Here is a 12,425-nt window from a genome sequence, read left to right as displayed (position 1 = left end):
TGTTTCTGACGCCACCTCCCCGGACAAGGCCACAGGAAGGGGGCCGGGGCTCAGAGCGAGAGCCAGGTTCTGTCCCTGTGCGACATGACGGCGGCATCGATCAGACGCTGCACCTCCCATGCCTCGCGAAAATCGGGGCTCGCCGCGACACCCTGATCGATGGCCCGGATGAACTCGGCCATTTCGATGGTCTTGAGGTCGTTGAAGCCAAGATGATGACCGCCCGCCACACAGAACGCACCATAAGGCGCATGTTGCGGGCCGGACTCGATCACACGAAAACCATTGCTGCGCGTGTCTTCCCCTGCCTTGAAATACTGCAGTTCGTTCATGCGCTCCTGGTTGAACACCAGCGTGCCCTTGCTGCCCGAAACCTGAAAACCGAGCTGCATGTTGCGGCCAGTCGCCAGCCAGTTGGCCTGCAATGTCCCCGAGCAGCCACGCTCGAACCCCACGATCATGCGGGCGATATCATCCACGCCCACTGGCTTGTGCTCGCTGCTTCCCGGTTTGACCGGGCGCGATTTGATGGGCGTATCGAGCTGGGCAAAAACCTGTGTCACAGGCCCGAGCAGAAAACGGGCAATGGCAATGATATGGCTGCCCACATCGGCAATTGCGCCCTGACCGCCGGCAGGGTCACAACGCCATGACCAGGGCGTTTGCGGATCAGCCATGAAGCCTTCGGCGTGAATGCCGTTGAAGTCGGTAATCTCGCCCAGTTCACCCGCAGCAATCATCTCGCGGGCATATTTCAGGAGCGGATTCTTGAGATAATTGAACCCGCTTGCCGTGCGCACGCCAGCCTGTTCGGCTGCCAGCGTCATTTCCTGCGCATCTGTGGCGCTGATGGCCAGTGGCTTTTCACAATGCACATGCTTGCCCGCAGCGATGGCTGCCAGCGCCATTTCCTTGTGGAACAGGGTCGGGGTTGTGATCGACACTACATCGATTTCGGGGTCTTCGATCAGTTGCTGCCAGTCAGTCAGGGCTCTGGTGAACCCGAACTGATGCCTGAACAATTCGGCCCGTGCGCCATCGATATCCGCCACGGCATGCAGAACCGGGCGCGGGATATCGTCGAACACATTGCCTGCGGCCTGATAGGAAAGCGCATGGGCTTTCCCCATGAAGCCGGTACCGATCAGACCGACGCGAATGGTTTTTCTCATGGTCGTTAGTCCTCGCTCAGACATGACGCGTGGTGTTGGAAGCAACCGTCGAGGCGGAAGCCGAGACCGTGCGGTGATTGATCATCGTGTCCTCGATTTTTTCGAGCGAGATCCCTTTTGTCTCGGGCACGAATTTCATCACGAACCACAGGGCAAACAGGCCGAGCAGCGCAAACAGCCACATCGAGAAGGCACCATGGAATTGCTCGGAGAGGTATTTGTTTTCGCTCAGCATGGGGAAGCACTGGCTGACGATGAAATTCATGCCCCATTGCGACGTCACGGCCAGGCTGATGCCCACGGCGCGGAAACGGTTGGGGAAGATTTCAGAAATCAGTATCCAGCAGACTGGCCCCCAGGACAGACCGAACATGAGCATGAAGACGAGCATGCCTGACAGCGCCATCAGACCGGTGGATTGCGTGTAGAGCCCCCAGGACACGACCAGCAAACCCAGGATCATCCCGATGGAACCCCAGAGCATGAGAGGTTTGCGACCATGACGATCGACAATCCAGGCGCCGATGATGCAGCCGAGCAGAAGCGCAAAACCGATCCAGATGGTCTGGAACAGGGCCGCCTGAAGGCTGCCACTGGTCGATTTCAGCACCATCGGTGCGTAATACATCATGACATTGATGCCGGTGACCTGCTGCAGCGCAGCGATGCTGGCCCCCACGAAAATGATCCAGCGCGCCCGGGCGTCACCCAGCACCTTGCTGAAACCCAGCGAGCTTTTGGCGACTGCGCCGAGGGACTGCCTGATTTCAGCATGCAGATTGCGGGCATGATGTTCATTGGAGATACGCGTGAGTGTTTTCAGAGCTTCGTCATGACGCCCCTTGAGAACGTGCCAGCGCGGCGATTCCGGAATGAAGAAAATCATTGCGCAGAACAGGATGCAGGGCACGATTTCCGACCCGAACATCCAGCGCCACCCCATATCCAGCAGCCATTCGGGCGTGGCCGAACGGGCAATGAGGTAATTGACGATAAACACCACGACCTGACCGAAGACGATCGCGAATTGCTCCATACTGAGCGCACGGCCGCGCATGTCCTTTGGCGAGACCTCGGACATGTACATGGGCGACACGGCAGAGGCGACGCCCACAGCAACGCCACCCAGCATGCGATAAATGACGAACCAGGTAAAATCGGTGGCAAGCGCTGTGCCGATCGACTGCACACTGAATAGAAGAGCGCAGATGAACAGGGTGATACGACGGCCGAAACGGTCTGCCATGGCGCCCGAAACAATGGCGCCGACCATACAGCCGATCACGACATTGGAGACAGCCCAACCCGTCTGGGCCGGCGAAAGATGGAAATATTCCTGCAAGGGCGAAATCGCGCCGGAAATGACCGACGTGTCATAGCCAAACAGGATACCGCCCAGGGCCGCGATCGCACAGATACGCAGCACATAGCCCACATCATGACGCTCTGATTGCACCATGACGACATCTTTTACTCTTCTCATGAAATGTTCTCCTTTCCCGGCGCTTTATCGCCGGGAGGGACAGTCATTGATTGGGTTCAGACAGCCGTTCTGGATCCTGTGCGCCCTGTGCTGCTCATGCGCCTGCGATGACGCGGCAGATCCCGACGGCCCTGTCGATGCGGTTTTCTTCCTTCCGCCTGAAAATGGTCAGCCGCCGTAGAGAGACGGACGTGCTGTCATGTCTATTTTCTCGATCTGGCCGGTTTCCTGCGCTCTGACGCAGGCATCGGCGGCGACAGAGGCGCAGTAACCATCCCATGACGTCGCGCCATTGAGCGCGTCTGCCTTCACCCCGTTGATGAAATCCTGCAGCTCGACGTCATAGGCCGCAATGAAACGCTCTTTCCAGTCGGTCATGATTTCTGTCGAGAGGGCTGCCGATTTGCGCAGTTCAACGGCAGGCGGCATCGGCAGGCTGGCTTCACCCAGCTCACCGACCACCGCGCATTTGATATCGTAGCCGTACTGGCAATTGACGAAGATCTCGACATCGATACGGATGCCTTTTTTCGTTTCCAGCAGAACGATCTGCGGGTCACGGATATGCGCCATGGCCTTGCTGCTGCTGCGCGGGAAAATGACCTGCGCGCTTACATAATCATCACCGAGCATCCAGCGGAACACATCCAGCTCATGAATGAGCGTATCGGTGATCCCCATGTCGGTCTTGTAATTTGCACCCACACGCTGGTTGCGATGGGCTGCATGGATCATCAGCACCTCACCGATCTCACCCTTGTCGATGAGCGATTTGAGCGCGCGATAGCCGGTATCATAAGGCCGCATGAAGCCGACCTGCACCAGCCTCCTGCCATAGGCCGCCTCGGCCTCGACGATTTTCAGGCAATCTTCAGCCGTTGTTGCGAGCGGCTTTTCGCAGAAGACATATTTCTTATGGCGGATGGCCTCGAGCACATATCGTGCATGGGTGCCCCCCCAGGAGGTCACGATCACCGCCTCGACCTCGGGCAGGGCAATCAGCGATTCACCGTCATCGGGCACCTTTACGCCGGGGGCGTATTTTCCAGCCACCTCGCGGGCGCGATCGAGATTGACATCCGTCACGGCAACGATCTCAGCACCAGAAAGTGCCTGCATGCAGCGACGGATATGGTCTTCACCAATGGCACCCGTGCCAATGACACCAATCTTGAGAGTCATGTCTCTGAACTCCGCTTTTCCGGATCAGTAGGGAAGAAAGGCCTGGTCGGGGTCCATGGTGAATTTCCACACCCGGCGCGGCCCTGCCATCACGTTGAGATAATAGAGGTCAAACCCGTGCGGGGCGCCGACGGGGTGATAGCCCTTGGGCACCAGCACCACGTCGCGATCGGCCACAGCCATGGCCTCGTCGAGCGACCCATCCTTGGTATAGACACGCTGCAGCGCGAAACCGCTGCCGCGTTTCAGACGGTGATAATAGGTTTCCTCGAGATAGGTCTCATTCGGAAAATCATCCGTATCGTGCTTGTGCGGCGGATAACTCGACCAATGTCCGCCCGGTGTAATGACCTCAACCACAAGCAGCGTTTCCGCTGGCGCCGTATCGGGCAGGATATTGCGCACAAAGCGCTGATTGGTGCCGGTGCCGCGCGTCAGTTCGCCGACCTCTGAGGGGGGAATGACCCTTGCCGGATATTTCCCCTTGGCGGGCGATCCGCAGACGGCGAGTTCCACCGATGTCTCAGCCTCGACGCGCCACTCCGCACCTGAAGGAAGATATACCGACCAGGGCGCCCCGCTGAACGGGTCCATGCGTTCACCCAGCACACCGAAATCCTGCCCGGCGCCGATGATACGTGCCTTGCCGCTTACCAGCACAAGGCAGACCTCGTTCGGCCCTGTGCGGTCTGCAATCTGCTCACCCGCGGCCAGAGACCGGACATTGAAATCGATATAACCCCACCCCGCCAATTGCGGTGTGACCGAGACCGTACGTTTCTTCTCGTCGGGCTTGTGCGAATGCACCAGAAGCCGGGAGCTCATGACGCATCCCCTTTCATATGGCCCGTCGCAATCAGCGTATCGACCAGATAATTGCGGCCCATGCGCGCATAGACGAGCGGATTGGCAATTTCAGGGTCCTGTTCGGCCTCGAGCACGATCCAGCCGGAATAATCGGGCAGTTCGCGCATGACGCGGGCATAATCGATGCAGCCATCGCCGGGTACGGTAAAGACGCCAGACAGCACACTGCGCAGGAAGCTCCAGTCATAGACATCAGCCTGGGCGCGCTTGAACGGACGAATATCCTTGCCATGCACATGGCGGATGCGCTCACGATAGGAACGTGCCAGCTCTGCCGGGTCGGAGCCACCCCAGAGCGCATGACCCGTATCGAGCAGCAGCTTCACTGACGGCCCCGTCAGATCCATGAAGCGCCCGATATCCTCGCGCGACTGCACGACCGTGCCCATATGATGATGGTAGACAAGGTCGATCCCGTGATCGGCAAGGAAACCAGCCACGACCGTCATGCGGCGGGCAAATTCCTGCCACTCACCAGCAGCCAGATAGGGGCGCGCAGAAAGCGGGGTATCGATCTGGCCATGAATGGCATTCGATGTCTCGGCCGCGATGCAGACCTTGCATCCCATGCCCTTGAGCAGTTCGAGACGCGGCTTGAGGGCTGCAATTTCCTCCTCGGCGCTGCGCGTCAGCAACTCGGTCGACCACCAGCCGGAAATGAATTCAAGCCCGAACGGATCAAGTGCCGCCTTCATGCCGGAAACGGTCTGGGGAAATTTATGCCCGAGTTCCATGCCCTGGATCCCGGCCTTTCTGGCCTGAGCCAGACACATCTCGAGCGTCGTGGATGCGCCAACCGACTGCATGTCGTCATTGGACCAGATGATAGGATTGGCGCCGATCTTGATCGTCATACTCGTCTCCTTGCCCCGCCGCCTGTCTTGGGCGGGGCGGCATGAATCTGTCTCAGTTGCCGATGCGCTGTGCGCCGCGCTTGCGTTCGTAACCTTCGCGGGCCTTTTCCACCTGAGGTCTTGGCGAGACCGCCGGCACGGCCACGTCCCACCAGGCACCGCCATCGGTCGTGGTCGGTGCGGGATCGGTGTCGATCACCAGAACCGTGGTGCGATCGGCAGAACGGGCGCGCTCGACAGCCTCGGTCAGTGCCGGAAGGCCAGCGACTTTTTCCGCATGCGCGCCCAGCCCACGGGCGAGCTGCACGAAGTCGATCGCGAAGGGGCGCACCTGCTGGCAATCTTCCCAGAGATTGTTGAACGGGGCCCCGCCGCATTCCTGCTGCAGCCGGTTGATGCAGCCATAGCCATGATTATCGAGCAGCACGACAATCAGCTTCTTGTCGAGCAGCACGGATGTCGCGATTTCGGTATTCAGCATCAGCCAGGAACCATCGCCCAGCATCACGATCACCTCGCGATCAGGGCAGGCCATCTTGACGCCCAAAGCGCCGGCCAGCTCATAACCCATGCAGGAAAAGCCATATTCCATATGGTATCCGCCGGGCTGCTCGGCCTGCCAGTGCTTCTGCAATTCGGCTGGCAGACCGCCCGCCGCGCACACGACCGTATCGGTGGGGCGACCGGCGCGCTGCACGGCGCCAATCACCTGCGCATCGGTGGGCAGCGTCTTTTGGCTCGCGTCGGGCAGTGCCTGATAGCGGGCAGAAATCTCCATCCAGTTCCGGTATTCGCGCTCCGCCTTGCCCGTCCATTCCGGGGCAGCTTTCCAGCCCTTGAGGCCGTTCTGAAGCGCCGTCAGCGATTTACCGGCGTCGCCAACAACCGCCAGGGCCTGATGCTTGGTGGCATCGAAAGGCTGGATATTCAGCGAGACGATTTTCATATCGGGATTGGAGAACAGCCCCCAGGACCCGGTAGTGAAATCAGCCAGGCGGGTGCCTACAGCAATCACAAGATCCGCCTCGGCGGCCATCGCATTGGCTGCCGAACTGCCGCTGACACCAATACCGCCCATGTTCAGGCTGTTCGAGGTCGGCAGGGAGGAGCGTCCTGCCTGGGTCTCACCGACGGGGATGCCTCGCTCAGCACAGAAAGCCGCAAGCTCCTTCTCGATACCGGCATAGAGCACACCGCCACCTGCAATCACCAATGGCTTGCGCGACTGGCTGATCAGGGCAATGGCCTCTTCCACTTCGACCTCATCTGCAACCGGGCGGCGAATGCGGTGAAGGCGCTCTGCAAAAAAACTCTCGGGATAATCGAAGGCCTCGGCCTGCACATCCTGACAGAGAGAGAGGGTGACAGGGCCGCATTCTGCCGGGTCGGTCAGAACGGCCATGGCACGGTTGAATGCAGGGATAATCTGCTCTGGCCGGGTAATACGGTCGAAATAGCGGGAGACCGAACGAAAGGCATCGCTCGCACTGACCGTGCCATCGCCGAAATCCTCTACCTGCTGAAGCACCGGATCGGGAATACGATTGGCAAACACATCGCCCGGCAGAAGCAGAACCGGCAGACGGTTCACATGGGCGACGGCGGCACCCGTGACCATGTTCAATGCGCCCGGCCCGATCGAGCTGGTGCAGGCCATCGCCCGACGGCGACGCGACGCCTTGGCAAAAGCCGTGGCCGCATGAACCATGCCCTGCTCGTTATGACCGCGCAGCGTCGGCAGCGCATCGCGTTGTGCATGCAGCGCCTCACCCAGACCGGCCACATTGCCATGGCCGAAAATAGCCCAGACACCGGCAAAGAAAGGCTCGATACGCCCGTCGATTTCGGTCTTCTGCGCCATCATGGCCCGCACAAGGGCCTGGCTCATGGTCAAACGGATCGTTTTCATTCCCCTGCTCCCTGGCTTCAGGCGTTGGCGCCGGACAGCGCCGACTGGTCGCGCGATGTCCAGGCCTCTACGAAGGCGCTGAAACGACGCGCCATTTCGGCAACGGCCTGCTCATCGGTGGTTTTTCCAGCCAGCCAGTCACGAGCAGGCTGGGCAAAAATGGTGCGCCCTATGGCAAAGCCCTTGACCCAGGGCGTGGCTGCCGAAGCCCTGAAAGCTTCCATCAGCTCTTCTGCCGGGGCATCGAGGCCGAGAATGACCACACCGCGGCAGTGAGGATCGCGCGCTTCGATGACTGCGCCGATATTCTCCCAGGCCTTCGGGTCGCGCTGCCCTTCGAGCTTCCACCAGTCGGGACGCAGCCCGACATCGTAAAGACGCGAGAGAATGGACGAGACGGTGTTGCTGCTGAGCGCACCGTTCTTGCCCGCGATGATCTCGATCAGAATTTCCTTGCCCAGTTTGCGGCAGGCATCCTGAGCACGGATCAGTTCGCGCTCCTGACGCGCCTTGAGTTCCTCGCTGTCATCGGGATGGTAGAAGCACAGGCATTTGATCACCTGCTCGCTCGGCCATTCCACAAGATGGGCGCCAAGCGATCCGCCGCTTTCGAAATCGAGCGGGCGCGAACCGGTTTTCTCGATGGGGCGTGCCGTCCAGAGCCCGGCATGAGAGGCATCGAACAACGCCTCCTGACCGTAGCGCCCATCCATGAAGACACCAAAACCGGGACGCCCCTGCGCCACCGATCTTGCCGCCTGGACCGCGAGTTTCTTAAAAGCGGGAATGCGGTCGAAGGAAGCACCGACAGAGGTCGCGATTTCTTCAAGCTGCAGACGATGATCACAGGCCAGAGCCATGATGGGCGTGGCCTGCTGACGCCGCGTGGTGACCCAGTGCAGGTGGTTGAGCGCGCCATCATGACGCAAGGCGCGCTCGCTGCTGCCTTTTGCCAGAAAATAGCTGAGCTCTTCCCAGGTCGGAATTTCCGACGAGCAGAGCAGGCGCGACACGGCAAAAGCCCCGCAGGCATTGGCGAAACGGCAGCACTCGGCGATTTTCTCGCCCCTCACCCAGCCACGCAGGAAACCTGACATGAAGGCATCGCCCGCACCGAGCGTATTATAGACCTCGACGGGGAAGCCGGGGCCGGAAATGCCGTCCTCAAGCGAAGGCGGAATGGCGCCCTCGAACACGACGCACCCCATCGGTCCGCGCTTGCAGACGATCGTGGCTTTCGACACCGCCCTGATGGCACGGATGGCCTCAAGCGTATCCTCGCTGCCACCTGCGATATGCAGCTCTTCTTCGGTCCCGACAATAAGATCGCAATGCGGCAGGATCTCTTTCAGATGGGCCGTCACGCTGTCAGATCTGACATAGCGTGACTCTCCGTCACCGATCCCGGCCAGCCCCCAGAGATTGGGGCGATAATCCACGTCGAAGACGACCTTGCCGCCATGCTCATGGACAAGATCCATAGCCTTGCGCTGGGCTTTGGCCGATGCCGGACGTGAAAAATGCGTACCGGTCACGACAACCGCTCTGGTGCGTGCAATCAGCGCCGGGTCGATATCGCCCTCGTCAAGCGCCGCATCGGCGCAATCGGTGCGATAGAAAAGCAGCGGGAAATTTTCACGGTCACGCACACCCAGAATGGCCAGAGCCGTGAAGCGGTCGCGGTCGATACGCACACCGTCGATGCATACCCCCTCGCGCTGAAGCTGCTCCGTGATGAACCGGCCGAAATGCTCGTGCCCCACGCGCGTGATAAGCGCCGATTTGAGCCCGAGACGGGCGGTGCCGATCGCGATATTGGCGGGGCACCCGCCGACAGCCTTGCTGAAACTGGCCATATCTTCGAGACGGCCGCCAATCTGCTGTCCGTAAAGATCGACTGAAGAACGTCCTATTGCGACGATATCGAGATCCTGTCCGCGCATCCCCGACTCCTGCAGCATGTTACGTTGCACATGATAAGAACATACATTCCGTTCATGGTCACGTCGTAGAACGTACATTCCCTAATTTTCTTTAACTTCGCACGCTTATGTGATTAAGTCTGGCCGAACGCCCGGGGCGCATCGTGCGGCCGCTTCGTCCGGGGGGCGTGAAATGCTATGGAATGTTTATTCCCTTTTCGGATTGTGCAGCCTTGACCGAGATTCCCGAAGATCCCTCACCCTCCCAATCCGATTTTGACGCGTTTCATCACCGGCTGCGCCTTTGCTACGCCGAACTGCCGAAAAGACTGGTGCAGCTGGCAGATTTCGTCAGCGATGCGCCCGACGAAGTCGCTCTGGGCACGGTCAGTTCCCTGGCCAGCCAGGCCGGGGTGCAGCCCTCTACCGTGGTGCGCTTTGCCCGCACGCTTGGATTTGCCGGTTTTTCGGATATGCAGGCCGTTTTTCGCGACAGGCTGCGCGTGCGCAATGTCACCTATCGGGAGCGGGTCAATGCGCTGCACCGCGTCGATGGCGAGGCGGTGGAAGCCTCGGTCATTTTCAACGGGTTTTATGAAGCAGCCCAGGAATCGCTGCGCGCGCTTCAGACACAGCTGATGCCAGACAGGCTCGAGGCTGCGGTCACAACCCTGGCCCAGGCCGAGTGTCTCTATCTTCTCGGGTTGAGACGCTCGATGCCGGTCATTCGCTATCTGTCTTATCTTCTCGCAAAGCTCGATATCCGCCACCAGATCATCGGGCTCGAAACCGGCATGGAAGAAGAAAGCTTTGCCCATGCCGGGCCAAAAGATGCCGCCCTGCTTCTGAGCTACAAGGCCTATGCTCCACGCACCGTGGAATTGTTCGAAGCCCTCGAGGCGCGACAGGTGCCCGTCATTTCCATGACCGACAGTGCTGCCAGTCCGGTCATTCCGCAATCAGGGCTATGGCTTGAAGTACACGAGGCGGATTTTCAGGGCTTTCGCTCAAACGCCGCCTCTATGGTTCTGGTCTCGACGCTCGCCGCTGCCGTGGCAGAGCGCCGGGGCTGAGCGCCGGGGCTGAGCGCGACCTCTCTCATTCCGCCAGTTCGAAACTCCCGACCAGTTTTTTCAGGCCACCCGCCATAGTGGCAAGGTGGCGGCTGGCTGCCGCGCTTTGTTCGGCAGAAGCCGCATTCTGCTGGGTGACGGTTTCCATGCTTCTCATGGCCGCATCGAGTTGCCTGATACTGGTCAGCTGATCGCGTGTAGCCTGGGCGATATTGGCAACCAGGGTGCTTGTCGTCGCAAACTGACCAAGGAGTCTCTGCAGCGCCTCACCGGTTTCACGAACGGAAGAAACGCCCGCCTCGACCTGCCCGGATGACGTGGCAATGAGAGCCGAAATCTCCTTGACCGCCTCAGCCGACCGGTGCGCCAGATTGCGCACCTCTCCCGCCACGACGGCAAAACCGCGTCCCGTATCGCCGGCACGTGCGGCCTCGACGCCCGCATTCAGGGCCAGGATATTGGTCTGGAATGCCAGATCACTGATGATCTGCACGATCTTGGCGATCGATCTGGACGAACCGTCGATCCGGCCCATGGCTTCAATGGCACGGATCACCACAGTCTCGGCCTGCTCGGCATCTGCCTTCGAGGAATCGATGATCCTGTGCATGGTGGTCGTCTCGTCGGTCGTCTCCTGCACACGATGAGTGATGGCAATTAGGGCGGCGGCCGTCTCCTCTAGAGTTGCGGCCTGCTGTTCGGTCCGTCTGGAAAGATGATCGGAGGCCGTGGCGAGCTCCTCTGTCGAATTGCCGATTCCGAGTGCCGAACCCGAGACACTGGAAAAAGCACGCGAGAGCTGAACGAAGGATCGATTGAAATCTGCGCGTAATGGCTCGAGTTGCGGGGCAAATTCCTTGCTGATCTGAACCGACAGATCGCCTTTCGCCATTCTGGCAAGCCCTTCGGCAAGAAGATCGGTCGCTTCCTGCACCTGCCGGGCGGCGAGTTCGCTTTCAGCCTGTCTTTTCAGATTTTCCTGCTCCTGCAGGCGCTGCGTTTGTCTTGCCTCTTCTTCAAGACGGGCTTTTTCAATCGCCCCCTGACGAAAAACCTCGACAGATCCGGCCATGATGCCGATCTCGTCACGTCGATCCGAACCGGGCACCATGATCGCGGTATCACCTGCCGCCAGAGCATTCATGGCGCCTGTCATCCTGACCACCGGGGAGGCGATGGATCGCAGTAGGACCACGCCCATGACAATGGCAATAAGGGCCGTCACCCCTCCGCCGACGCACAGGGTGAGCGTGCCGGTTCGATGAGCCCGCACTGCCATGGCGCTTCGCAATAAGACCGTCTCCCGTTCAGCCTTGACGAGATTGCCGATATGCAGACGGATCGCCGTGAGCCGGGCCGTATTGGCAATCTCGACACGCGTCCGGTCGATAAGCTCCGGATGCGACATTGCCGCAATGGTTCCCGCCATCTGGGCATTGAAGACGTTGATCGCAGCCAGAAGCGGTCGATAATCGCTGTCGATCTGACCGCGCGGCACTGCGCCCTCGAGCCGAGCCAGTAGGGGCGGAACGCGCGATTGATAGCCATCGATACGGGTAATGAACTGCCTGTTCGTGCTGGCAACATAGCCACGCATCGCATTCTGGCTTTCGACCAGCGTATCGAGCAGATCATTGAGTGCGGTGATCGTCTGTTGCGCCTGCTCATTACCCAGATCTGCCGTCCTGATCTGCGAGAGCGAGCGGAAAGCGACAAATGAGAAGATAACCACCACCCCCACAATGATGGAGAATGACAGCGTCAATTTTCCCAGAATACTGATGTTTTTTGTCATCTCTTCACCGATTCATCAGGCACATACAGTCATGATCATTCGGGATTATGGAAAAACCGATTTCAAAAAAGTTAAGAGAATCTCTATAATATTTATTTAACAAATCAGGAAGCAGGATTTAACTTTGCATAATATATAATATTATATTTAAAATATTATCAGTTATAT

The 12,425-nt window shown here is 59.3% G+C and carries 9 protein-coding genes; 1 reads left to right on the top strand and 8 read right to left on the bottom strand.

All coding sequences use genetic code 11. From position 1 onward, the window contains the following. Window positions 1-50 precede the first annotated feature (50 nt). From AA105894_RS08555 to AA105894_RS08525, 7 genes are all read right to left on the bottom strand, one after another. The gene (locus tag AA105894_RS08555) at window positions 51-1,172 is read right to left on the bottom strand and encodes a Gfo/Idh/MocA family protein (RefSeq protein ID WP_267311355.1); all 1,122 of its coding nucleotides are present in this window, start codon (window positions 1,170-1,172) and stop codon (window positions 51-53) included. Between the two features lie 16 nt (window positions 1,173-1,188). Then, window positions 1,189-2,655, bottom strand: coding sequence for a sugar porter family MFS transporter (locus AA105894_RS08550; RefSeq protein WP_267311354.1), 1,467 nt, complete (start codon window positions 2,653-2,655; stop codon window positions 1,189-1,191). A 168-nt stretch (window positions 2,656-2,823) separates the two neighbouring features. Continuing rightward, window positions 2,824-3,837, bottom strand: a complete 1,014-nt coding sequence (locus AA105894_RS08545) for a Gfo/Idh/MocA family protein (RefSeq protein WP_267311353.1) — start codon at window positions 3,835-3,837, stop codon at window positions 2,824-2,826. A 24-nt stretch (window positions 3,838-3,861) separates the two neighbouring features. Beyond that, window positions 3,862-4,662, bottom strand: coding sequence for a 5-deoxy-glucuronate isomerase (gene iolB, locus AA105894_RS08540; protein WP_267311352.1), 801 nt, complete (start codon window positions 4,660-4,662; stop codon window positions 3,862-3,864). After that, window positions 4,659-5,558 carry a myo-inosose-2 dehydratase gene (gene iolE / locus AA105894_RS08535; protein ID WP_267311351.1) on the bottom strand — a complete coding sequence of 300 codons (900 nt, stop codon included), beginning with the start codon at window positions 5,556-5,558 and terminating at the stop codon, window positions 4,659-4,661. Before iolE ends, iolB begins: the two co-directional genes overlap by 4 nt. A 52-nt stretch (window positions 5,559-5,610) precedes the next feature. Beyond that, complete coding sequence (iolD, locus tag AA105894_RS08530) at window positions 5,611-7,467, bottom strand: 3D-(3,5/4)-trihydroxycyclohexane-1,2-dione acylhydrolase (decyclizing) (protein ID WP_267311350.1); 1,857 nt, start codon at window positions 7,465-7,467, stop codon at window positions 5,611-5,613. A 17-nt stretch (window positions 7,468-7,484) separates the two neighbouring features. Further along, window positions 7,485-9,410 carry a bifunctional 5-dehydro-2-deoxygluconokinase/5-dehydro-2-deoxyphosphogluconate aldolase gene (locus AA105894_RS08525; protein WP_267311349.1) on the bottom strand — a complete coding sequence of 642 codons (1,926 nt, stop codon included), beginning with the start codon at window positions 9,408-9,410 and terminating at the stop codon, window positions 7,485-7,487. Window positions 9,411-9,622: 212 nt separating this feature from the next. Between AA105894_RS08525 and AA105894_RS08520 the strand changes: the two genes are divergently transcribed. Further along, a complete protein-coding gene (locus AA105894_RS08520) occupies window positions 9,623-10,462 on the top strand; it encodes a MurR/RpiR family transcriptional regulator (protein ID WP_267311348.1) in 840 nt (279 codons plus the stop codon). Window positions 10,463-10,487: 25 nt separating this feature from the next. Here the strand turns inward: AA105894_RS08520 and AA105894_RS08515 are convergent, their stop codons facing one another. Further along, window positions 10,488-12,257 carry a methyl-accepting chemotaxis protein gene (locus tag AA105894_RS08515; RefSeq protein ID WP_267311347.1) on the bottom strand — a complete coding sequence of 590 codons (1,770 nt, stop codon included), beginning with the start codon at window positions 12,255-12,257 and terminating at the stop codon, window positions 10,488-10,490. Window positions 12,258-12,425: the final 168 nt, after the last annotated feature.

It is taken from the genome of Asaia spathodeae NBRC 105894 (assembly GCF_025994195.1).
GTDB classification, from domain to species: Bacteria; Pseudomonadota; Alphaproteobacteria; order Acetobacterales; family Acetobacteraceae; genus Asaia; species Asaia siamensis.
Note: the sequence above shows the minus strand (reverse complement) of the source record. Positions and strands in the feature narration are given on the sequence as shown.

Excerpts from the sequence above, each read along its gene's own strand:
- AA105894_RS08515 (WP_267311347.1), bottom strand. The coding sequence starts at position 12,257 with ATGACAAAAAACATCAGTATTCTGGGAAAATTGACGCTGTCATTCTCC.
- iolE (WP_267311351.1), bottom strand. The coding sequence starts at position 5,558 with ATGACGATCAAGATCGGCGCCAATCCTATCATCTGGTCCAATGACGAC.
- AA105894_RS08550 (WP_267311354.1), bottom strand. The coding sequence starts at position 2,655 with ATGAGAAGAGTAAAAGATGTCGTCATGGTGCAATCAGAGCGTCATGAT.
- AA105894_RS08555 (WP_267311355.1), bottom strand. The coding sequence starts at position 1,172 with ATGAGAAAAACCATTCGCGTCGGTCTGATCGGTACCGGCTTCATGGGG.
- iolB (WP_267311352.1), bottom strand. The coding sequence starts at position 4,662 with ATGAGCTCCCGGCTTCTGGTGCATTCGCACAAGCCCGACGAGAAGAAA.
- AA105894_RS08525 (WP_267311349.1), bottom strand. The coding sequence starts at position 9,410 with ATGCGCGGACAGGATCTCGATATCGTCGCAATAGGACGTTCTTCAGTC.
- iolD (WP_267311350.1), bottom strand. The coding sequence starts at position 7,467 with ATGAAAACGATCCGTTTGACCATGAGCCAGGCCCTTGTGCGGGCCATG.
- AA105894_RS08545 (WP_267311353.1), bottom strand. The coding sequence starts at position 3,837 with ATGACTCTCAAGATTGGTGTCATTGGCACGGGTGCCATTGGTGAAGAC.